The sequence below is a fragment of the Bradyrhizobium sp. UFLA05-109 genome, from assembly GCF_054185165.1.
In genome coordinates, this window is the sequence record NZ_JBBIAR010000031.1 from 46,344 (window position 1) to 67,400 (window position 21,057).

A 21,057-nucleotide genomic window follows, 5' to 3' on the forward strand; every position below is an offset into this window, starting at 1 on the left:
CCAACGCCCGTCAGGTCCGCTGTGCGGCCAGGGCCAAATCGGCGGCGCGATCGCCGGACCGGACCGATCCCTCAATGGTTGCTGGCAATCCCGTAGCAGTCCAGTCGCCGGCAAGAAACAGGTTTTTCAGCGCGGTGACCGGCCCGGGACGCAAGGAATTCTGCTCGGGCGTGGCGGCAAAGGTGGCGCGACGCTCGCGCACGATCTGCCAGGGTGGCAGCTCGCCGGCAACCCCGCCCGCCTTGCAGACGTCATTCCAGATCGTCTGCGCGAGTTCTTCGCGCGGCATCTCGACCAGCCGGTCGCCATTGCTGATGGTGACGGACAGCCGGTTGGGGAATGCGAACAACCACTCCACGACACCGCCGATCACGCCCAGGATGGGGGCCGAGCCCGGCGGCGGCTCAAAGCGGAAATGCGCATTCACGATGGCGCGGAATTGCGTCGGCGTTTTCACGCCCGGCAGCAGTGAAGCGGCAGCACGCGGTGGCACGGCCATCACAATCACATCCTCGGGCCCGATCGCGACGACATCTTCACCGCCGAAATTGAGCGCGCTGACCTTGCCGTCCGTGGTCGCGTACGAGCGCAGCTCATGGCCGAGCTGCACGGAATGGCCGCGCTCGGCCAGGAACTTCACCGCGGGCTCGATCAGCACCGCGCTCAGGCCGTCGCGCGCAATCAGCGGGCGGCAGGCCTGGCCGCCGGCGAGCAGCGTCTCGCGCACGATCGCACCGGCAAGCCCCGCCGAGCCCTCGGGTGGATCGACGTTGAGCGCCGCGAGCAACAGCGGCTGCACCAGGCGATGATATAGCACGCCCTCGCAGGGGATCGACTTACCAACCAGCGTCTCCTCCGACGCCCAGATCAGCGGCGCGAGCTTGAGATAGTCGGTCAATCCCGTGTCGGGGACACGACGGCTCTCGTCGAACACCCAACCCGGCAGGCGGCTGTCGCCGAGATCGAGCTGCCAGCGCTGCCCGGTCTTCAGATCAACGAAGGGAAACTGCGCGCGCGCCGGACCCACCAGCCCCGCCTCGGTGCCTATCGAGCGTGCATAGGCGAGCGCGTGACGGTTGCCTGACAACAGGAGATGGTTGCCATTGTCGATGACGAGATTGGTCGCGCCGTCGAAATAGGAGCGGCAGCGGCCGCCGGCCTGCTGCGTCGCCTCGTGCACGGCAACCTTGAAGCCGGCATTGGCGAGCCGCACGGCGGCAGAGAGGCCGGAAATGCCGGCACCGATGATGTGAGCTGTCTTTTGCATCAGAAAAAAGCGTAGCGGAGAAGGATGGCGATACGTGCGACCTTGGACACACGCACCGGCGCGCGGGGCGCGGCAAAGCCGCGTTCGAGCAGGAGGTCCAGAATGGCGTGATAGTATTTCGACATGATCCGCGGCGCACGAACCGCGCGGCGCTTGTTGCGCGCCATGATCTCGTCCGACTTCTCGAAATGCGCTTTCGCGCGCTGGGCGAGCGGCAGGCACACCTTCGGCAGCGCGCGCTCGACAATCACGCGGGTCGGATCGTTGGAGGTGATGCCGGCATGCAGCAGGCCTTCGCGAGGCAGATAGAGCCGGCCGAGGCCAGCGTCCTCGTCGATGTCGCGCAGGATGTTGGTGAGCTGGAGCGCGCGGCCGAGATGATGGGCGAGCAGGATGCCATCCTCTTCCGGCATGCCGAACACCCGCACCGACAGGCGTCCAACGGCACTCGCGACGCGATCGCAGTAAAGATCGAGGACCGCCATGTCGGGCGCGCGGATGTCCTGCGGCACGTCCATCTCCATGCCGTCGACGATGGCGAGGAAATCCTCCCGCTTCAGCCCGAAGGTCTTCACGGAAGCGACGTAGTCGGCAAGCCGCGCCGGCGGATGGCCCTGATAGAGCGCGTCGATGTCGTTGCGCCATTCCTGAAGCGCGGCGAGGCGTTCATCACGCGGGCCGTTGGAATCGGCGATGTCGTCGACCTGGCGGCAGAAGCTGTAGATCTGGAACATCGCCTCGCGCTGGTCGCGCGGCAGGATGCGCATCGCGGCATAGAACGAGCTGCCGGATGCAGTCGAGCCATAATTGGCGCCGGGCGAGGTCGCCTCAAGCGTCATGGGCCGGCCCCGGATTGGAGATTGGCCTGCGTCCGAAGGCGCGACGACCAATTTCACCGGCGATGCCGGCGAGGCTGAAGGTGAGGAGCTCGAGCTTGTTCAGATGCACGCGCTCGCGCAGGGGATCGCGCACCTTGAGCAGGCGCACGATGCGGTCCGCATAGGCCTGGATCACCGAGATATCGACGCCCAGCCGGAAGTCCCGCACCTCGGCGGAAAGCGACTTGCTCTCGTTCAGGAGCTCTTCGTTGCGCGCGGCGAGCGCCTGGAGGCAGGCCAGCATCTGCGGCGGCGAATGATCGCCGCCGAGCTGCTCGACCGAGGCGCCGCTGGCAGCCAGCGCATCGCGCGGCAGGTAGACGCGGTTGAGCGCGCGAAAATCCTTGCCGCAGTCCTGGAGATGATTGTTGATCTGGAGCGCCGCGCAGAGCGCATCCGAAGCGACCCAGGTCGAGGTCGCCTCGCCGTGCACGTCGAGCATGAAGCGGCCAACCGGCATCGCCGAATAGCGGCAGTAGTGGATGACCTCGTCCCAGGTCTCGTAGCGCAGCTTAGTCACGTCCATGCGGAACGCGATCAGCACGTCCAGCGCATGGCGCGGCGACATACCGCGCTCGGCCAACGCACGGCGGAGAATGACGGCCTCGGCCTGCGAGTCGCCGTTGCCGTTGAGCTCGGCCTCGAGCAGGTCGAGATAGGCGAGCTTCTCTTCAGGCGGCAACGTCGCATGGTCGGCGATGTCGTCGGCCGTGCGGACGAAATTGTAGAAGGCGAGGATCAGCGCGCGGTGACGCGGATGAATGATCCACGACGCGACGGGAAAATTCTCGTCGCGGTCACCCTTGCCGGATCGCAATTCGCTCGCAGAGGTCATCGGGGACTGGTTAACAATCGTCTGAACAGGAAGGCTTTTTTCTTCGGCGCGCGGCCGAGCCGTCGCGGCCCCCATATAGGGGAATATGCCGGCAAAACCAACCTGTCTCGCGGGTCCCCTGCCCTCACGAAGCACGGCCGCCGCAAAGGCGGGCCCGTGACCGCTCACGGGCCGCGCACAAGCTTACTGGTTGTGGGTCTTCAGGACCTGGTCGCAAGCCTGCGAGATCTTGGCCCGGTTCTCCTTCAGGCAGGCCAGAATCGTGAAATCGCCCTGGTCGATGACCGGACGGCAGAACTTCTGCACGTCACGCGTGCAGGCCTTCTGCTCTTCGGCCGTGCCGCGCCCCTGCTGGGGCTGCTGTGCGAACGCCGCGGTCGAAAGGGATGCCGACAGCAGGGTGAGAGCGAGGAGAAATTTACGCATTGTAGTCCTTCATTCTGACGGCAGAATCTCTCCGTTCCCGGACAGCACAGGGCGGACGACCGGAACGGATTGTTCTGATGGCGTTGCCGCGGAGCACGCAGCAGTGGAGACATCACAAGCACTGGTAAATGCGGCCAAATTGGCACCAAGTCCACCACATCGCGCCTTCGCAGGGCTCTGATTGGCAGATGTAAGAGTTTGATACTATGAGATTATTCAGGCAGCCGGTGTTTTGCCGTGGACCTGTTGCAGACATGCATCGCAAGCCCTTGCATATGTCATCGAATAGGCACAGCTGAAACCCATGCGGGGAACGTTGAAAACGGTCGCAATCGTTCGCGGCTCTGACACCTCACAGGGGTATGGTTTGAACCTGCCAGCGGGTGGGGACACTAAACTTTCGATGCGGCGAGACGTTCTATTAGGAGCGAACGTCATTCAGAAAACGGGATATTCGAACATGAAATTCTTTGGACGGTCTGGACTGTCGATCAAGGCGGCAGGCATTGGCGCCGCGCTGTTCTTCTCGGTTTCGGCGAGCCACGCTCAGTCGTCCGGACCCTTTGCAGGCTTCGACGGCGCGTGGTCGGGCACCGGCACGGTGGCGCTGTCCGACGGCTCCACCGAGCGCATCCGCTGCAAGGCAGACTACAAGGTCGCGGCCAGCGGTCTGGGCTTGAAGCAGGCACTGCACTGCGCCAGCGACAGCTACAAGTTCGACCTCACCAGCGACGTGACGAGCCAGGGCGACCGCATTTCGGGCAATTGGAGCGAAGCCAGCCGCAACATCTTCGGCAATCTGCAGGGCACCGCAGGCGGCGGCCAGATCGACGTATTCGTCGAGGCCAACGGTTTTGCCGCCAACCTAACGCTGCGCACCAACGGCAACAAGCAAACCGTGCAGATCAGCTCCAAGGGCGAGATCCGCGGCGTCAACATCACCATGGTGAAGAGCTGAACGCTTCACTCACCCGATGAGTGGACGACATGGCCCCTGGCTCTCGCGAGCCGGGGGTTTTTCATAGGAGGGACCACATCCGCAGAACTCAAGGCCGTCGGCCTCCTCGCCCCGCATTCCGCCTCGCGGGTGACACTCCGGTACTCAAAGTCTCGCACCAGACGAAGTTCCGCGAGGACGATTTCAAGTTCAATCCGTACGGGATCGTCCGGATCGAGGCGTGAGCCAGAGGCTCGCTAGCCGCTCTCGCTCAGATCGCGCGCTTGTCGGGTCCTTGCAGCTTCTCGTGCAGGTTGATCAGCCACATCGCCGTTGGGCGCAGGATGAAGAGGTCGGCTACCAGCGCTGCGACCATCGAGAAGGCGCTGAGCCAGCCGAACAGGCGCAGCGACGGCAGGTCGGAGAACACGGTCACGACGAGGCCGCAAGCGAGCACCACCGTGGTCAGGATCAGCGCAGGGCCGACCAGCACGGTGGCGCGCTCGACCGCAAGCGCCGAGGAGACCCCGGGCTTGCTCTCCAGCCTGAGGCGATTGAGGAAGTGGATGGTCGCGGAGAGGCCGAGGCCGAATGAGACGGTCAGTGCCACGACGCTGGCGAATTGCAGCCCCTCGCCCATCGCCCACAGCACCGTTCCCGACATCACCACCGGGAAAATGCCCGGCAGGATGCACGCGAACATCACCACCCAGGAGCGGAAGGCGAGGCCAATGAAGATCGCGACCAGCGCGAATTCGACGGTGAGCCCGCGGTTCAGCTTCTCGATCATGCTGGCCGAGTTGCGGGCGGCGATCGCCGCAAGACCGGTCACTGCGACCTCGTAGCCGGGATGCTTCTTGCGAACTGCGTCGAGCTCCTGGTCGAGCTTGTCGACGATCGGCAGGAGCTGGCTGGAATCCTTGTCCGGCACGCGGCCTGCGACCACGACCGCGTCCTGCTCGGCGTCGATGAATCGTCGCACCAGATGCTCTGGGATGACGTTCACATATTCCTTCAACGTCGCGACGTCCGAGCTGCCCGCCTTTTCCGTCAGCCAGCGACGCAGCGTCTCCAGCGACCAGACGTTACCTACGCCGGCAGCCTTTTCGACCGTTTCGTGGACTTCGGCGATGGTCTGCAGCGTTTCCGGCGAATAGAGCGATTCACCCTTGGGGAAGGTGATCAGGACGTTGACGGGATTGGCGCCGGTCAGCTTGGCGTCGAGCCGGTTGCTGGCCGCGACGGCCTGCCGCTTGTCGGGCACCTGGTCGGCAAGGCGGTAGCGCGGCTGGAGGTTGGCGTAGATCACCCCGAGGCTCGCCACGAACAGCACCGCGATCAGGCTGAACAGGCCCGGCCGGCCCACCATGCGCACCGCGATCCAGTAGCAGAAATTGCGCAGCGCCTGCACGCCGGCGTCCGCGCTCTGGAATTTGACGGCAAAGATCTTCTCGTTGCGCACGAACAGCACGCCGAACACCGGCACCAGCGAAAGCACCGTGACCAGCGCGATGATGGTGGCGGCGAGGCCCGCCTCGCCGAATTTGCGGATCAGGTCGGAGTCGGAGAATTGCAGCGCAATGAAGGAAATGCCGGCGGTGCCGTGCGTCAGCACGCAGGCCGGCCCCACCACCAGTACCGCGTTCCTGAACGCGGTGAACTTGTCCTGCCCTGCGATCAGCCGGTCGCGCGCCGCGAAGGTGAGCTGCATGGAGTCGGAGAAGCTGATGACCATGATGAGCGGCGTCATCACGTTCAGGAACATGTTCAGATTGAAATTGGCCCAGCCGAGCGCGCCCAGCGCCAGCAGGATCGCGATCATCGGCGGGAACGCCGCGACAACCATGAAGGAGATTTTTCGGAAGAAGATGATGGCGATGACGCAGCCGGCGAGAATGCCGAGGATGTTGTAGGTCAGCCCGTCGCGCTCGACCGCGTTGCGGATCTCGAGCTGCATCACCGGCACGCCGGAGAGCTGCACGCTGAGGCCGGTGTCGCCGAGGTCCTCCTTCATCAGCGCGCGGATATCGCCGACGACCTTGCCGAGCTTGCTGGAGGCAACCACCTCCGGATCGAGGGAGAGCACGACCAGAGCGAGGGTGCCGTCCTCCGACAACAGCTTGCCGCGGATGATCTCGTTGCTTTTGACGGTTTCGATGAACTTGTCGTAGGCGGCGCCCTCGGGCAGTTCGGCCGGGAACAGCGCGGCCGGCAGCTTGCCCGGCGCCGGCGCCTGGCGTGCGGAGAACAGCGAGACGAGCCCGCGCGTGCCTTCGACGAGCTGCATGTCGGTGATGAAGTCGCGCAGCTTCATCAGGTTGTCGCGCGCGAGCAGGTTCTTGCCCTCGATCACGACAAGGACGTCGAATTCTTCCGCTGGGAACTTCTTGGTGACTTCCTCGTACTGGTGGAATTCGCGGGTGTTGGAGCGGAACAGCTGCGACAGCGAATCGTCGATCTTGATCCGCTGGATGCCGAAGACGGCACCGACTATCAGCGCGATCAGGATGATGCAGGACAGGACCGGCGCGCGAACGGCGATCAGCCCGATGCGTTCAAGTCCAAAAGCGATGGAGGACGAGGGTCCCTGCTCGACCTTGTCGACATGAACCTCACTCTCGCTGTGCTTTTCGAGCATGCCTTGTCCAGTTCCTAAATCGGCTCGGTTAGTGAGCTTATGCGCCCCGCATATCGGCCTGAAAACGCCATACAGATGGGAGGCTTGCTCTTTGAAAAAGCGCGGGAAATCGCCGCGAGGGGTTTAGCAGGTCGGCCTGCCCCCTCGCAAGCGCGCGCTGGGCAACAAAATCGATCAAGATGCGGCAATTTCGGCCCTTGATGGCTCATTCCGGCAGCGCTGTGCCGATTCGCGGCGGGAGATCGCCGCTCTCGTCCTTCAACGCCACGCCGGTCACGCCCCGCGAGAGGCCTGCGCGGACCAGCCAGGCGATCTTGAAGGCTGCCTCACGATAACTGAGACCAGCCCGGTGGATGTTGGAGACGCAATTGCGCTCGGCGTCGGTACGGCCAGGCTTGGGCGCAAAGGTCAGGTAAGCCCCGAGGCTGTCGGGAGCCGACAATCCCGGCCGCTCGCCAATCAGCATCACGACCATGCGCGACCCGAGAATGGCGCCGACCTCGTCGCCCAGCGCGACACGGGCGCCTGAGGCAACAATGATATGGCCGATCGCGACATGCGGCGCATCGGCGAGGTCCGGCAGCAGCGCGCGCAACAGCCCAACCGCGTGCGCATGCACCGCCGTCGGCGACAATCCGTCGCCGATCACGATCGCAAGCCGGCCGGGATCAGCGGCGCACGCCGCGAGATGCTTGGCGCAAGTCGGTTCGAGCTGGCGTCCGAGATCCGGCCGCCGCAGGTAATCGCCGCGGTCGGCGGCGCGGCTCTTCGTCGCAAGGACGGGAGCGCCGAACTCAGCGAGTTCGCCGATCATCCGCTCGGCATCGAAAGTGGCATGCACGGCGTCGCGGGCGCGCGCGTGATCGAGCGTGAAGTCGAGCAACGGCCTGGTCGGCAGGCTCGCCCCGCTGCGCCCGAGCGCGACGCGTGCAGGCGTTAGCGTCCGCAGGTCCAGGGTCGGGCGGTTCGGGACGGATGGGCTAGACATGTCGCATCATTCGGCGGGAACCGACGCCTCACGCAGCCGAAGCGAGTAGTTCGACGCGTTCTGCTGGCCGCTCGATGCCGCGCGCGCAAAGGTGATGAGATGATGCGCGATCATGGTGCAGCCGATCAGGCCTTCGAGATCGCCGTGCCTGATCCGGCCCAGCGCAAACTTCCAGAACACGCGCCTGTAGTCGCCGAGCACGCCGACCTTCCAGAAGATGTTGCGCAGCATGACGAGACCGCGCCGGATGTTGGGCCAGGTCTTCATCTCGGCAGGCACAGGGATCTTGAGGCGGTGCACATAGACGTGGTCGCATTGATACTGGAAGCGTGCGTAGACCTTCTCGGGCTCGTAAGCGACTCCCATCGCGTGCTTCCAGGATGCGACGACTTCGTCATAGGGCAACAGGAAGTTGACGTTGGAATCGCGGCCGTCGTCTTCGATCAGGCGTCCCTCACGCTCCAGCCGGTCCCACAGCGGCGTCTTCGGCAGCGCCTGCAGCAGGTTGATCGTGAGCAGCGGAATCCGGGACTCATCGACGAAGGCAAGCAGCGCGTCCGAGGTGTTCGGCTTGTCGGTGTCGAGCCCCATGATGATGCCCGAGACAACCTCCATGCCATAGGAATTGATGGTGCGCACGCCCTCCAGAATCGGGACCATCATGTTGTGGTCCTTGTGCATCGCCTTCAGCGCGTCCGGATCGGGTGTCTCGATGCCGCAGAAGATGGTGATGAAATAGGCCTCGCGCATCTTCTCGAGGATCTCGGGGCGCTTGGCGATGTTGAGCGTTGCCTCGCAGGCGAGCCGCATCACATAGCCGGTCTTCTTCTGCCACTCGATCAGGTGCGGCAGCAGATCCATCGCCGCCTTGCGGTTGCCGATGAAATTGTCATCGACGAAATACACCGTGTCGGTCATGCCGCATTCGCGCAGGCGATTGAGCTCGGCGATGATCTGCTGCGGTGTCTTGATGCGCGGATTGCGGCCGTAGAGGCCGGGGATGTCGCAGAACTCGCACTGATAGGGACAGCCGCTGGAATACTGGATGCTGCCGAGGAAATACTTCTTCACCTCCGCAAGCTCGTAGGCGGGAATCGGAAACTCGGTCATCGGGACGCGGTCGTTGGTCGTCAGCACGATTTGATGCTCAGGACGGGAAACGTCGCGCGACAATATCGCGATCAGCTCGTTGGTGGCGTCGCCAAGCTCGCCGACATGGAGATAGTCGAAGGATGGATAGTAATCCGGGCAGGCGCTGACCGAGGGGCCGCCGAGCGCGACCGGCAGGTCAAACTCATGGGCGCGGCGGCAGATGTCGTTCATCTGCTGGCGCTGGATGTGCATGCCGCTGACGAAGACCGCTTCCGCCCATTCGAACTCCTCTCTCGTCGTCGGACGGAGGTTCTCGTCGACGAACTTCACCTGCCATTCCCTGGGCAGATAGGCGGAGATCAGGAGCAGTCCCTGCGGCGGCATGAACGCCTTGACGCCGTCCGTCAGGGGATAGGCATGTTCGAATGTGCCGAAAGACGACGTGTAGCGCGGAAAGACGCAGAGAATGTGCCGGACCGTTCCATTGCTTTCAGCGCGCATCGAACTTCCCCCAACGACTTCCTACAAACCGTGCAGAATAGGCATCAAGACACATAACGTAACGCTGGGCCCGAAATTCCTCAATATTGTGGCATGGGCCTAATTCATAAGACGCACCAATGGTTTCCTCGGTTCACGCAGATCGTGCGCGATCATGCGAAATTGGCCCGGCCTCAGGCGATCAAGCGCGAGGCAAAATCGGGTAGCAGCCCCGCATCACGAGCAAGCCGGAAATCGGCACCCGCAATCCCGCTCTTCGCCAGCCAGTCGTCGAACTCCGGCGCGCGGTGCAGGCCGAAGACGTCGCGGATATAGAGCGCATCATGGAAGGAGGTCGACTGATAGTTCAGCATGACGTCGTCGGCGCCCGGCACCCCCATGATGAAGGTGACGCCGGCGGCAGCGAGCAGCGTCAGGAGATTGTCCATGTCGTCCTGGTCGGCTTCGGCATGGTTTGTGTAGCAGATGTCGACCCCGAGCGGCAGGCCGAGCAGCTTGCCGCAGAAATGATCCTCGAGCCCAGCACGGATGATCTCCTTGCCGTCATAGAGATATTCCGGGCCAATGAAGCCGACCACGCTGTTGACCAGCAGGGGTTGATACGCGCGGGCGACGGCATAGGCACGCGCCTCGCAGGTCTGCTGGTCGACGCTGTGATGCGCGTTGGCCGACAACGCCGAGCCTTGGCCGGTCTCGAAATACATCACGTTCTGCCCGACCGTGCCGCGTCCAAGCGACAGCCCGGCCTCGTTCGCTTCCCGGAGCAAAGCGAGATCTATGCCGAAGCTACGGTTGGCAGCCTCGGTCCCGGCGACCGACTGGAATACCAGGTCGACCGGAACGCCCTGCCCGATCAGCGACAGCGTCGTCGTCACATGGGTGAGCACACAGCTCTGGGTCGGGATGTTCAGCCGCGCGATGATCTCGTCCAGCAGCCGCAGCAACCGGCCGATCGTCGCGGGGTCGTCGCTCGCTGGGTTGATGCCGATGCAGGCATCGCCCGCGCCGAGTAGGATGCCGTCGAGGATCGAGGCGGTGATGCCCCTGGCATCGTCGAAGGGATGGTTCGGCTGGAGGCGTGTGCTCATCCGCCCCTTCAGGCCGATGGTGTTGCGGAACGATGTGATCACCTCACATTTGCGCGCTGCCAGGATCAGGTCCTGGTTGCGCATGAGCTTCGACACCGCGGCCGCCATCTCCGGCGTGATGCCATGGGCCAGCTTTCGCAAACCTTCCGTCGTCGCCGCGTCCGACAGCAGCCAGTCGCGGAAGCCGCCGACGGTGAGCGCAGCCACCGGCGCGAAGGCCTTTGCATCGTGGGTGTCGATGACGAGGCGCGTGATCTCATCGGTCTCATAGGGGATCACGGCCTCCTGAAGGAATTGGCCAAGCGGAAGGTCGGCAAGCGCCATTCGCGCCGCGATCATCTCTTCGGCACTGCTAGCCGCGATCCCGGCCAGCCGGTCACCGGAGCGCGGCGGTGTCGCCTTGGCCAGGAGGTCGCGCAGATTGCCGAAAACGTAAGTCGTAGCATCGATGGTGTGGCGGTAGACCAAACGTCCCTCCGGCGTCAGTCGGCCAATGGCCGATGCAGTACCAGTCTTGCCCCAAGGTGTACGAGCCTGGCAGCATTGGTGCATGCCGATCTTTGCGGCATGTGCCGATCCCGGAAGGCCCCCTGCCGAAAATCGACAGCCGCGCCAAGAGGCTGATATTCCTTATATTTTCTACGACCAAGGTCTGATGTGCAAGCCTGCCGCGTTAACGCTGCGTCCACCTTCGTTCTGCATAGTTTTTGTATCAATTTTACCGTTCGTGCTCACCGATCGTACATAAAAGGCCATTTGGGTCTCTGGAAGCCATGACAATTGACCGAATTGGGAATGCCGCCGGCCTGGCGGGCCGTTTCACGCTTGCCACCAGGCTCTATTCGATCTTCGCGCTGTTCGCGCTGCTCACCGCCGCAATCGCTCTGCTGTCGGACTACAACAGCCGCCGCGGCGCCGAGCTCACTGCCGCGATTGAGACCGCGAATGCGGCGGCGCTGAACGTCGAGCGCGTCAACTCGCTGGTCTACGCCGTGGTGATGGAATCCCGCGGCGTCTACATGTCGACGGATCCAAAGGCCGTGAAGAAGTTCGGGGACGGCCTGCTCAAGTTCAACGACGAGATCCTCGGCGTGGTGAAGGGCTGGGAAGGCATCGTCAAGACCGACGACGCCGACCAGTTCGCAACGTTCAAGAAGCGCATCGAGCAGTTCATCGATTTCCGGAAAGAACTGGTTCGCCGGGCCTATGAGATCGGTCCGGCAGCTGGCCGCGAATGGGGCGATAACGACGCCAATCGCAGCGTGCGGTCGGCGTTGAACAAGGATCTCGAGGCGCTGTCCAAAGTCTATGCCCAGCGCGCCAAGCAGATTGCGCAGGAGACCGAGACCAATCGTACGCTCTCCTTCGTGTTGACGTGCCTCGGCGGCGTCGCGCTGGCGCTCGTCGTGATAGGCATCGTCATCATCGCGCGCTCGATCGCCCGTCCGCTCTCGACGATCACCGCGACCATTAAGCAGGTCGCCGACGGCGAAGAGAACGTCGTGGTGCCGCATACCGAGCGTGCCGACGAGATCGGCGCGCTGGCGCGCGCGATCCGGATCTTCCAGGAGGCGATGGACCGCAACCGCAATCTGGCCTCGCAGGTCTCGCAGGACTCCGCGGCGCGCGACGAGCGCGCCCGCCATATCGAGACCTCCGTCGAGGCCTTCCGCGAGGCGATTGGCGCGGTCATGCGCGGCCTTGCCGACAACGCGTCGGCGATGCGCGAGACCGCGCAGACCATCACCCGCGTCACGGCGGATGCCAGCACTCGCGCCGGCACGGCGGCAGGCGCCACGGAGCAGGCCTCGCACAACGTCACGGCGGTGGCGAGCGCCGCGGAAGAGCTGTCGGCATCCGTCGAGGAGATTGGCCGCCAGGTGCGGCAATCGGCGAGCGCCGTCGAGCAGACCGGCCAGCGCACCGAGAAATCGATCTCCGAGATCGAGAGCCTGGCTGCCGCCACACAGCGCATCGACGGCGTGCTCAATCTGATCCAGGCGATCGCCGAGCAGACCAACCTCCTGGCGCTCAACGCCACCATCGAGGCGGCGCGCGCCGGCGACGCCGGCCGCGGCTTTGCCGTCGTCGCCCATGAGGTCAAGGCGCTCGCCGGGCAGACGGCGAAGGCGACCGCGGAGATCAGCGAGAATGTCGGCATGATCCAGTCCTCGACCCGCAACGCGGTCGAGGCCGTACGCGAGATCGGCGGCGCGGTGCGCGAGATCAACGACGTCACCTCGGCGATTGCCGGCGCCATCGGCCAGCAGGACTCCGCCACTCGCGAAATCTCCGCCAATGCACAGTCCGCTGCGCAAGGCAACGAGACGCTGGTCGCCAACATCACCTCGCTCCGCGACGCCATCGGCGAAACGGACACCGCAGCAACCTCCGTCCTGACCGCGGCAGGCAGCCTGACCGCAACGGCAGAAACGCTGTCGCGCGAGGTGGAAAAATTCTTCGGGAATTTGCGCTCTGGACCCGCTGAGCGCCCTATCGCCAAGGCGAGCTAGCTCTCCGCGTCAGCCGACGCTGCGCCACGAGCCCTTGTAGGAACGTCGCAGAAGCGCGAACAGACTTCCACCGGTCGCAGCGCCTAGCAAATAGACGACGACGGAGAGCAGCGCGAGCGGCAGGCTGAGGTTCACCCTGAAGAACGAGACCGTCACGGTCTCGAAGTTCTGCGCGGCGAACACCACGATCGCGGCCACGAACAGGGTGATGATGGCGAGATAAAACCAACGCATGACGCATTCCCCTTCGACCGCGCGCAAGCTCGCGCGGTCACCCGCGACCTAACATAACCTTTCCTCGCGCGCCTTAAGTGCCGCGCCGCAGGCTGAAGCCGAGGCTCAGCCAGCCCGCGCCGGCAAAGATCAGGTCGATACCGAGGAACAGGCCGAGGATGTAGACGCTGTTGACCGGCCAGCGCGCCAGGATCAACAGGCCGAGCAACAGGGTGATGACGGCCGAGAGCGCGACCCAGATCCAGGGGCTCTCCCGCTTCATGCTGAAGGCGAGAAACAGTCTGACGACGCCGGAAGCAATCAGCGAGGCACCGAGGAAGAGGGTCAATAGCACCGCAGCAAATAGCGGGTTCTCGAAGGTCAAAAAGCCCGCGATGACATAGAGCACGCCGAGCAGCGCCCAGATCAGGAACTTGCCCCAGCTCTTCATCTGGAACGCACCGATGACCTCGGTCACGCCGGCCACGATCATCATCGCGCCGACCACGATCACGCTGGCCACCGTCGCCATCACCACGCTACCGAGCGCAATGAAGCCGGCAATGAGGTAGACGACGCCGAGCGCGACGATCCAGCCCCATTTCGGGCGCAACGCCGCGATGCCGGAGCCCAAGCCTAGGCTGTGAGACATATCCGAAGCAGTTGTCATGACGGCTACTCCTTCAAGCGAACCCCCACGGCACACGTCAGAATAGCATGGGCTCAGTGGGGACAACAGCTAGAAGAGCAGCCGTCGCCAGCGTCGCTGTTGATGCAGGTCAAGGCCGCCCAGGCGCGCCTCAAGCGCGCGACCGCTCCATTTCGAGCTCGGCCTTGAGACTGTCGAGATCGCGATAAATTGAAGCCGCCGCGAGCACACGGCCGCCTTTCCGGTACCGGAGCAGGCAGTCTTTGCCCGCGATGCTGCCGTCGATCTCGATGTCATCCCAGCTTTCGGCGTGGCCGACATAATTGATCGGCACGTCATAATGCTGGCTCCAGAAGAATGGTACGGCGTCGTAGCGTTCGCGCCCGCCCAGCATGTTGCGCGCGGCGGTCTGGCCCTGACGCTCGGCAACCACCCAATGTTCGACGCGGATGCTGGCTTGCGAATGCTGATCCGGCCAGCGCGCGATGTCACCGGCGGCAAAGATGCCGGGCGCGCTGGTTTCAAGGTAAGCATCGACCGTCACGCCGCGATCGATCGCAAGCCCGGCTCGCTCGGCCAGTTCGAGGCGCGGCTTGACGCCGATGCCCACCACCACCAGGTCCGCCTCGATCACGTCGCCACTTTTCAGATGGGCGCGGCGGCCATCGAGCTTGTCCACAGTGTCCTTGAGGTGGAAATGGACGCCGTTCTCTTCATGAAGCGCACGGACGAAATCGCCCATCTCACGTCCCAGGATGCGCTCCATCGGCCGCTCCTCCGGCGCGACGACGTGAACCTCGAGCTTGCGCGCCCGCAATGAGGCGGCGACCTCGAGGCCAATGAAGCTCGCCCCGATCACCAGCGCGCGTTTGGCGCTACCGGCCGCCGTGATGATGGCGCGGCTGTCGGCGACCGATCGCAGGGTGTGGACATGCGGCTGGTCGCTGCCTGGAATTCTTAACTTCACGGGCTCGGCACCGGTCGCCAGCAGCAGCCGGTCGAACGGCACCTTGTCGCCGTTGCCCAATGTCACATGACGTTGTTTCGGATCGAGCTCGGCGACGGAGGTGTCGAGCCTGAGATTGATGCCTGCGTCTGCGTAGTAATCCTCCGGCCGGAGCGGCAGCCAATCCTCCGGCGCATTGCCGGCCAGATAGTCCTTGGACAGGTTCGGCCGGTCGACCGGCAAGGCACCGTCGTTGCTGAGCATGGTGATGCTGCCGGCAAATCCTTCACGGCGGAGCATTTCGGCCGCTGCAAATCCCGCCGCGCCGCCACCGACGATGACGAACCGGTCCGGCGTCGGCGCGGAGCGGTGCGGTGCGGCCAGTGGTGATGCCTCTCGCTTGCGGCGCACGACGATCTTGTCCTTCTCGCGTTCGACCTCCCAGACCGCCAGCGCATTCAGCGCCGGCGCCGCGACCGCCTCGCCGGTGCGCAGCGAGAAGCAGGCATGATGCCAGGGACATCGGATGGTGTCGTCGACGACGAGCCCTTCGGCGAGCGGACCATGATAGTGGGTGCAAGCCGGTTCGATCGCCACAACCTCGGCGCCGAACTGCACGAGGAGAACGTCTTCGTCACCGACATGGCCAAGCAGCCTGCCGTCGTTGAAATCGGCGAGGTCCACGCCCTTGCTCAGATTGGGTCCGCTCGGCTTCTTCTCATCGTTCATGCGCCGTCTCCCGTGGCTTTGCGTCTCAATCGTCCGAGTTGGCGAGGCCGAGCAGCTCCTGTCGCGTCAACGCGTTGTCGCGAAACACGCCGAGCATGCGGCTGGTGACGAGATCGGTGCCCGGCTTGTGCGCACCGCGCGTGGTCATGCAATGGTGCGTCGCCTTGATGATCACGCCGACGCCTTGCGGCCTCAGCACGTCATTGATCGAGTTGGCGATCTGCGCCGTCATCTTCTCCTGGATCTGGAGACGCTTGGCGTAGATGTCGACCACCCGCGCCAACTTGGAAATGCCGACGACACGGCCCTGCGGGATATAGGCGACCCACGCACGCCCAACGATCGGCGCCATGTGATGCTCGCAATGGCTCTCGAAGCGAACCCCGCGCAGCACGATCATCTCGTCATAGCCTTCGATCTCCTCGAAGGTCTTTTGCAGGATTTCGGTCGGGTCCTGCGTGTAGCCGGTGAAGTATTCCCGAAACGCACGCGCTACCCGGTCCGGCGTCTCGCGCAGGCCGTCGCGCGCGGGATCATCGCCCGCCCAGCGGATCATGGTGCGCACTGCGTCCTCGACCTCCGCCTGGCTTGGCATGCCCGCCAGCGCTTGCGCGAGTGCAACGCGTTCCAGCCGTCGCGCCTGTCGTTCCATGTGAACTCCTCCCCCTGACCACCCGAAACAATCGCATTGCGATACCAAGGCTTGGACGGCGGCAACGGAAAAAGGTTCCCAGGGATAGGGGAAAATTCAGGACGGGCCCGGAACCAGGCTCAACTGTCTGCGGCCTTACGCAGGTCGAGGACGGCCTGCGCCCATTCGGCGGGCCGCTCCTGCGGCAGATTGTGACCTGCCCCGTTGAACACGCGCCGCTCGAAAAAGCCCTCGAACCTGCGCGCGTGGTGGGCGGTCCCAGGAATGACGCCATCGCGATCGCCGTCGATCGCGATCGTCGGCACGCGGATTGGCGGCTGCGCGGAAAGTTGTGCCTCAATGGCCGCATAGGCGGGATCGCCTTCAACCAGCGCGTAGCGATGCCGGTAGGAGTGGATCACGACGTCGACGAAGTCTGGATTGTCGAAGGCGACTGCGGTTGTGTCGAAAGTCGCATCGTCGAACACCCAAGTCGGCGACCACATCGACCAGAGCTGACGGGCAAAGCCGCGCCGGTTGCGCTCAAGCGCGCGGCGACCGCGTTCGTTGTGAAAGAGATATTGATACCAGAGCGCGGCCTCCTCCGGCGGCGAGGCCGGCTCCATCGACCGCGCGATGTTCTGGATGTTGTAGGAATTGCCAGAGACGAGCCCGACCACGCGCTCCGGATGGAGCGCCGAGACCACGCAGGCGGCACGCCCGCCCCAGTCGTAGCCGCCGACCACCGCACGCTCGATCTTCAGAGCATCCATGAAGGCCAGCAAGTCGGCGCCCAGCGCCGCCTGTTCGCCCGAGCGCAACGTCTTGTCGGACAAAAATCGCGTCCCGCCATAGCCGCGCAGCCATGGCACCAACACCCGCGCGCCTGATCGTGCGATCAGCGGCGCGGCTTCGGCATAGGCCTGGACGTCGTAGGGAAAGCCGTGGCCCATGATGCAGGGCCAGCCGTCCGGCGCGCCGAATTCGAGAAAGGCGACTTCGAGGACGCCGGCAGTCACTGTTTTCGGTTGCATTCTTGCGACACTCTCTGAACAAACTCGACCACGTAGCCCGGATGAAGCGCAGCGAAATCCGGGAGCCGCAGACGTTGGCATCCCCGCATTCCGCTTCGCTCCATGCGGGCTACAAGGCTCCGACCTACTTCTGTGGCCCCGACAGCGGGATGTCGCGCTCGGCGCGGAACACGTTGCTGTAGAGGTTGGCGATCCACTGCCGGCCGATGTCGGTCTGGTTGAGATAGCCGATCTCGGCCTGGATGTACGGCGCGACGCTGTCCCAATAGAATTGCGGATATCGATGCACGATGTCGGCAGGCGAGTCATAGCCGAGCTGGCGGTTGATGCCGACCTCCTCGAACTCATAGTAGAGCGCATTGGCCTTGCGCAAATAATTGGGATCGCCGAGCTGGCCGATGAAATCGGCCGCACGCAGGACCGAAGCGTCGGCATCGTAGGCCTGGCCGTCTCGGGCCGGAAACCGCGTACCCTCGATGGCGCGGGCAATGCGCTCCGGATCGAGCTCTGGGATATGTTGCAGCCGCCGCATGACATAAAGCTTCGATCGGTCGACGTGATACATCATCAGGCTGGCATCGGATGCGCCGCGCGGCAGCGCGATCTTGGTGCCGGCGTCGTCGATCAGAAAACCGTCTTGGTCATCTTCCTCGAACAGGCCGCGCACATAGCCTATGTCATGGGCAAGGCAGGCAATCAGGACGTGGATGAAATCCTCCGCCTCCAGGTGGGTATGGAGGTATCGTCCGTTAAGGATGGAATGGCCCGCCAGCGTCACGAGCATCGTATGCTCGATATTGTGATAGAGTGCATCGCTGTTGCCGATGCATTCCATCGTCGTGCGGGTCGCGCTCTCGATCATTCTTGCAGCGGACTCGTCGTACCGGCGACGCATGAACGAGCCAAGCAGCTTTTCCAGAGATTCGGCAGCCAGTCTCGGTAACGTGATCATGGATGCAGCCCCGTTGTCGGTGGTGTCCCCACGCCAACTCCTGATGCCTCATTTTTCCTCGCCCAGAGGCAGCATAGCCTATCTCGGCCCCGCTCACCAAATCTCCAATGGCGACGTAAACGAAAAGATTTGGGTTGCGCGAGGCCTCGCAGCAGCTCAGCGATCCTGTCGAGGATGGCAAGGGTTACCCGTCAGGCCAAATCGCGCCTGTCGGTCGTCGGCGCCGGCCCCGGCTTGCCTGTGAATGACCCGGAGATTTGGTTTTCAGGAGGCTCTCGAGATGAACGGCGCTGCCGCCGCGTGTTGGTTGGCCCGGGCCTCGTCGCATTCGCTCAATCGCCGCGCCAGCATGGCGTCGAACGCAGTCTTGATCCTGCGAACGAAAGGGTCTTTGTAGGGAAAGTCCGGGTTCTCGTCGTGCACCAGCATGGAGGCGTTGACCTCGAACACGACGAGATTGTCTTGGTCGTCGAGTGCGCAGTCGATACCGAAATAGTCGAGACCGATGCGGCTCCTGATCATGCGCAACACGTCATGGTGGCTTGCGGAAAAGACCGACGCGGGGTCGCGCAGGAACTGCTCCTCCTCGCGTTGCATCCAGTCCTGGCTGGCCATATCCGTGCTGTCGCGGTGGAGCTTCCAGCCCTCCCCGATCGCCAGATGATAGGGCAGGATTTCCTCGTCCACGAAAATGAACCGGTACTTGCGGAAAAAGCCGTCGGCGGATCGATAGTCGACAGGCTCGATCAGATAGCGATCCTCACTCACGCGTTCGGTGAGGAACGCCGTCAGAGTATCGGGATCCTCGAACCTGGCGAAGAAGTCCCCGCCATGGGTCCCCGCCGGCCTGGCCAGCAATGGAAACGTCAGTTCGTTTTCCGCGGGCGGAAGCACGTGACCGGCGGCGATGCGCAATGTGCGCGGCACGCGACAGCCCGGAATGCCGGCAAGCGCAATCGCGGTCGCATCGCGTGTCGTTCGCAAGACCTTTTCGGGTTCGTTGACGACCGGCTTGCCGAGCTGCCTGGCAATCTCATCGGCGAGCGGAAGAACGGCCGCGCCCTGGTCCGCATCACACACGAGGTTGACGACGACGTCGGCCTCCCGCGCGAGCGTCCCGAGATCTGGCCTGATCGAGGGCGACAGCGAGAGAATGTCGGTCTGGTAGGCGCAATCCCGAAACAGATACGCAACCGGCGTGTTGCCGACGAAGGGCGCGAACAGAGCGAGCACGCGGAAGCTGGCCGGCGACCGCTTCGCGGGTCTGCGCAACACCGGGTGAAGCCGGACGGTTCGCTCATAGGCGGCCTCCGCGGCCTCGCTTTCGCCGATCGCCTGCCGGATGGCGCCGATCCAGTAGAAATTGTCGGCCCGCTCCGGTGCGAGCGCGGCGGCCCGCTCGAAATGCAAGATCGCGTCCTCGATCCGCTTCAGCTCGAAGCAGACCCTGCCGAGCTCGGCATGAAGGGCCGCGTCATCGGGCGTCTCCTCGATGAGTTCACCTAGCAGGATCTGCGCAAGCACGTATTGCCTGGTCGCGACGAGTGCCTGCACCAGATTGGTCAGTGCCGGACGATGCGCCGGGCTCAACCGCAGCGCTTCGAGATAGAGCGAGATGGCCTGTTGCGCCATCCCGGTCTTCAGATGCACGTTGCCGAGGTTGCACCAGCAGGCGACGAGATGCGGCGCAAGCCGCAACGCGGCCCTGTAGTTCTCGGCCGCGGAGTCGAGATCGTCACAGAGCATGAAGGCGTTTGCGAGCGCGGCGTGAAGATCGGCCGCAATGTCGGTGGTGGTACCGATCGACATCACGGAGACCTGCGCAAGACCGGCCCTGAAGATCGCGATCGCGTCGTTGAGCTCACCGCGCTTGTAATGCTCGCGTCCCATGCGCAGCAGGTCGGCGGCGCTCGGTCCGGTCGGAACCTGCGGCAAGAGCGAGGTCGACATTGGGCTCATGCGCTCTCTGCCGGAAACGTCGCCGTGAAGCTCACGCCGTGCAGATTGACGGTCGGCGCGATGCCGTAGTGATTGGCACCGAAGATGCGCATCCGGCGCCACAGCTCGTCCTTGCTGATATCCGGCGGAATGTCGCAGATCGCTCTGTAATTACGCCGCGAATTTCTTCGACCGCTCCATGGGATCGGCGGACGCGGCGTTGGAAGCAACAATTGATGGGCCAATCGATCGGCCCATTCAGCGAAGAGGTTCAAGAGCTGCGCGTAAGTCAGCTCGCACAGACCGACGACACCAGCGTTTTCCGGAATGGCAAACGAGGTGACGTCGAGGATCATGCCGGTATCGACACGCTCGGCCATGGCGTGAAGAGTCACGCCGAACTCGGTCGCGCGGTCGTAGAGCGCGAAGTGCGTCGGTGCCCAGCCGGGATAGGTCGGCGGCCCCGGATGGAAATTGTAGGCGCCATAACCCAGGCTCGCGAGCAGGTCGGCGGGCACGATGGTGTTGGAGGCAAAGGCGATCAGCCGGGCTTGCCGAAGCAGCGGCGGCTCGAGACTCCTAAGCTCGTTGATCCCGGTCACCGGCCTGATCGTCAGGTCCTGCCGGTGCCTTCTCAATATCCGCGACAGCGCCACCTGCTCGGCAGCTTCCGTCAGCAACACTACGGCCTCGAACATCGGTTACCGCTTTGTTAACGATGATGGTGAGCCAAAATGTCGCAGCGGCCTGTTAACAGCGCACTAACGATGATCGACCGGACACACCTTGGAAACATCGAGAA

At 63.8% G+C, this 21,057-nt stretch carries 18 protein-coding genes; 2 read left to right on the top strand and 16 right to left on the bottom strand.

The window, feature by feature from the left end; all coding sequences use genetic code 11:
* Positions 1–10: 10 nt before the first annotated feature.
* The 4 genes from hpnE to Q3C01_RS22900 form a co-directional block, all read right to left on the bottom strand.
* Positions 11–1,267 (bottom strand): hydroxysqualene dehydroxylase HpnE, encoded by a 1,257-nt coding sequence (hpnE, locus tag Q3C01_RS22885; protein WP_458147563.1) that lies wholly within the window; start codon positions 1,265–1,267, stop codon positions 11–13.
* Entirely contained in the window at positions 1,267–2,106 is an 840-nt protein-coding gene (gene hpnD / locus Q3C01_RS22890) for a presqualene diphosphate synthase HpnD (protein WP_458147564.1), read from the bottom strand. Before hpnD ends, hpnE begins: the two co-directional genes overlap by 1 nt.
* Positions 2,096–2,980, bottom strand: coding sequence for a squalene synthase HpnC (gene hpnC / locus Q3C01_RS22895; RefSeq protein WP_458147565.1), 885 nt, complete (start codon positions 2,978–2,980; stop codon positions 2,096–2,098). Before hpnC ends, hpnD begins: the two co-directional genes overlap by 11 nt.
* A 183-nt stretch (positions 2,981–3,163) precedes the next feature.
* Positions 3,164–3,406, bottom strand: a complete 243-nt coding sequence (locus Q3C01_RS22900) for a hypothetical protein (RefSeq protein WP_284267304.1) — start codon at positions 3,404–3,406, stop codon at positions 3,164–3,166.
* A 460-nt stretch (positions 3,407–3,866) separates the two neighbouring features.
* Between Q3C01_RS22900 and Q3C01_RS22905 the strand changes: the two genes are divergently transcribed.
* Entirely contained in the window at positions 3,867–4,364 is a 498-nt protein-coding gene (locus Q3C01_RS22905) for a hypothetical protein (protein WP_458147566.1), read from the top strand.
* Positions 4,365–4,614: 250 nt separating this feature from the next.
* On the opposite strand, the gene Q3C01_RS22910 is transcribed toward Q3C01_RS22905, so the two are convergent.
* From Q3C01_RS22910 to Q3C01_RS22925, 4 genes are all read right to left on the bottom strand, one after another.
* The gene (locus Q3C01_RS22910) at positions 4,615–6,981 is read right to left on the bottom strand and encodes an efflux RND transporter permease subunit (protein ID WP_458147567.1); all 2,367 of its coding nucleotides are present in this window, start codon (positions 6,979–6,981) and stop codon (positions 4,615–4,617) included.
* 205 nt (positions 6,982–7,186) lie between these two features.
* The gene (gene eutC / locus Q3C01_RS22915) at positions 7,187–7,969 is read right to left on the bottom strand and encodes an ethanolamine ammonia-lyase subunit EutC (RefSeq protein ID WP_458147568.1); all 783 of its coding nucleotides are present in this window, start codon (positions 7,967–7,969) and stop codon (positions 7,187–7,189) included.
* 6 nt (positions 7,970–7,975) lie between these two features.
* Positions 7,976–9,562 carry a B12-binding domain-containing radical SAM protein gene (locus Q3C01_RS22920; RefSeq protein WP_458147569.1) on the bottom strand — a complete coding sequence of 529 codons (1,587 nt, stop codon included), beginning with the start codon at positions 9,560–9,562 and terminating at the stop codon, positions 7,976–7,978.
* Between the two features lie 173 nt (positions 9,563–9,735).
* Positions 9,736–11,118, bottom strand: coding sequence for an ethanolamine ammonia-lyase subunit EutB (locus tag Q3C01_RS22925; RefSeq protein ID WP_458147570.1), 1,383 nt, complete (start codon positions 11,116–11,118; stop codon positions 9,736–9,738).
* Positions 11,119–11,423: 305 nt separating this feature from the next.
* On the opposite strand from Q3C01_RS22925, the gene Q3C01_RS22930 reads away from it, so the two are divergent.
* Positions 11,424–13,163 (top strand): methyl-accepting chemotaxis protein, encoded by a 1,740-nt coding sequence (locus tag Q3C01_RS22930; protein ID WP_458147571.1) that lies wholly within the window; start codon positions 11,424–11,426, stop codon positions 13,161–13,163.
* Between the two features lie 9 nt (positions 13,164–13,172).
* On the opposite strand, the gene Q3C01_RS22935 is transcribed toward Q3C01_RS22930, so the two are convergent.
* The 8 genes from Q3C01_RS22935 to Q3C01_RS22970 all read right to left on the bottom strand — a co-directional run bounded on the left by Q3C01_RS22935 (position 13,173) and on the right by Q3C01_RS22970 (position 20,953).
* On the bottom strand, positions 13,173–13,397 hold the full coding sequence (locus tag Q3C01_RS22935; RefSeq protein WP_458147572.1) for a LapA family protein: 225 nt from the start codon (positions 13,395–13,397) through the stop codon (positions 13,173–13,175).
* 73 nt (positions 13,398–13,470) lie between these two features.
* Positions 13,471–14,046: an HdeD family acid-resistance protein gene (locus Q3C01_RS22940; protein WP_458147573.1), complete on the bottom strand. Its 576-nt coding sequence runs from the start codon at positions 14,044–14,046 to the stop codon at positions 13,471–13,473.
* A 130-nt stretch (positions 14,047–14,176) separates the two neighbouring features.
* Positions 14,177–15,700 carry an FAD-dependent oxidoreductase gene (locus tag Q3C01_RS22945; RefSeq protein WP_458147574.1) on the bottom strand — a complete coding sequence of 508 codons (1,524 nt, stop codon included), beginning with the start codon at positions 15,698–15,700 and terminating at the stop codon, positions 14,177–14,179.
* Between the two features lie 25 nt (positions 15,701–15,725).
* Positions 15,726–16,352 carry a GTP cyclohydrolase I FolE gene (gene folE, locus Q3C01_RS22950; protein ID WP_458147575.1) on the bottom strand — a complete coding sequence of 209 codons (627 nt, stop codon included), beginning with the start codon at positions 16,350–16,352 and terminating at the stop codon, positions 15,726–15,728.
* Positions 16,353–16,471: 119 nt separating this feature from the next.
* Positions 16,472–17,365: an alpha/beta fold hydrolase gene (locus Q3C01_RS22955; RefSeq protein WP_458147576.1), complete on the bottom strand. Its 894-nt coding sequence runs from the start codon at positions 17,363–17,365 to the stop codon at positions 16,472–16,474.
* Between the two features lie 124 nt (positions 17,366–17,489).
* Positions 17,490–18,317, bottom strand: a complete 828-nt coding sequence (locus Q3C01_RS22960) for an HD domain-containing protein (RefSeq protein WP_458147577.1) — start codon at positions 18,315–18,317, stop codon at positions 17,490–17,492.
* A 264-nt stretch (positions 18,318–18,581) separates the two neighbouring features.
* Positions 18,582–20,276, bottom strand: coding sequence for an ATP-grasp domain-containing protein (locus tag Q3C01_RS22965; RefSeq protein WP_458147578.1), 1,695 nt, complete (start codon positions 20,274–20,276; stop codon positions 18,582–18,584).
* Complete coding sequence (locus Q3C01_RS22970; RefSeq protein WP_458147579.1) at positions 20,273–20,953, bottom strand: formyltransferase family protein; 681 nt, start codon at positions 20,951–20,953, stop codon at positions 20,273–20,275. The genes Q3C01_RS22965 and Q3C01_RS22970 overlap by 4 nt, the downstream gene beginning before the upstream one ends.
* Positions 20,954–21,057: the final 104 nt, after the last annotated feature.

Excerpts from the sequence above, each read along its gene's own strand:
- hpnE (WP_458147563.1), bottom strand. The coding sequence starts at position 1,267 with ATGCAAAAGACAGCTCACATCATCGGTGCCGGCATTTCCGGCCTCTCT.
- hpnD (WP_458147564.1), bottom strand. The coding sequence starts at position 2,106 with ATGACGCTTGAGGCGACCTCGCCCGGCGCCAATTATGGCTCGACTGCA.
- hpnC (WP_458147565.1), bottom strand. The coding sequence starts at position 2,980 with ATGACCTCTGCGAGCGAATTGCGATCCGGCAAGGGTGACCGCGACGAG.
- Q3C01_RS22900 (WP_284267304.1), bottom strand. The coding sequence starts at position 3,406 with ATGCGTAAATTTCTCCTCGCTCTCACCCTGCTGTCGGCATCCCTTTCG.
- Q3C01_RS22905 (WP_458147566.1), top strand. The coding sequence starts at position 3,867 with ATGAAATTCTTTGGACGGTCTGGACTGTCGATCAAGGCGGCAGGCATT.
- Q3C01_RS22910 (WP_458147567.1), bottom strand. The coding sequence starts at position 6,981 with ATGCTCGAAAAGCACAGCGAGAGTGAGGTTCATGTCGACAAGGTCGAG.
- eutC (WP_458147568.1), bottom strand. The coding sequence starts at position 7,969 with ATGTCTAGCCCATCCGTCCCGAACCGCCCGACCCTGGACCTGCGGACG.
- Q3C01_RS22920 (WP_458147569.1), bottom strand. The coding sequence starts at position 9,562 with ATGCGCGCTGAAAGCAATGGAACGGTCCGGCACATTCTCTGCGTCTTT.
- Q3C01_RS22930 (WP_458147571.1), top strand. The coding sequence starts at position 11,424 with ATGACAATTGACCGAATTGGGAATGCCGCCGGCCTGGCGGGCCGTTTC.
- Q3C01_RS22935 (WP_458147572.1), bottom strand. The coding sequence starts at position 13,397 with ATGCGTTGGTTTTATCTCGCCATCATCACCCTGTTCGTGGCCGCGATC.
- Q3C01_RS22940 (WP_458147573.1), bottom strand. The coding sequence starts at position 14,046 with ATGACAACTGCTTCGGATATGTCTCACAGCCTAGGCTTGGGCTCCGGC.
- Q3C01_RS22945 (WP_458147574.1), bottom strand. The coding sequence starts at position 15,700 with ATGAACGATGAGAAGAAGCCGAGCGGACCCAATCTGAGCAAGGGCGTG.
- folE (WP_458147575.1), bottom strand. The coding sequence starts at position 16,352 with ATGGAACGACAGGCGCGACGGCTGGAACGCGTTGCACTCGCGCAAGCG.
- Q3C01_RS22955 (WP_458147576.1), bottom strand. The coding sequence starts at position 17,365 with ATGCAACCGAAAACAGTGACTGCCGGCGTCCTCGAAGTCGCCTTTCTC.
- Q3C01_RS22960 (WP_458147577.1), bottom strand. The coding sequence starts at position 18,317 with ATGATCACGTTACCGAGACTGGCTGCCGAATCTCTGGAAAAGCTGCTT.
- Q3C01_RS22965 (WP_458147578.1), bottom strand. The coding sequence starts at position 20,276 with ATGAGCCCAATGTCGACCTCGCTCTTGCCGCAGGTTCCGACCGGACCG.
- Q3C01_RS22970 (WP_458147579.1), bottom strand. The coding sequence starts at position 20,953 with ATGTTCGAGGCCGTAGTGTTGCTGACGGAAGCTGCCGAGCAGGTGGCG.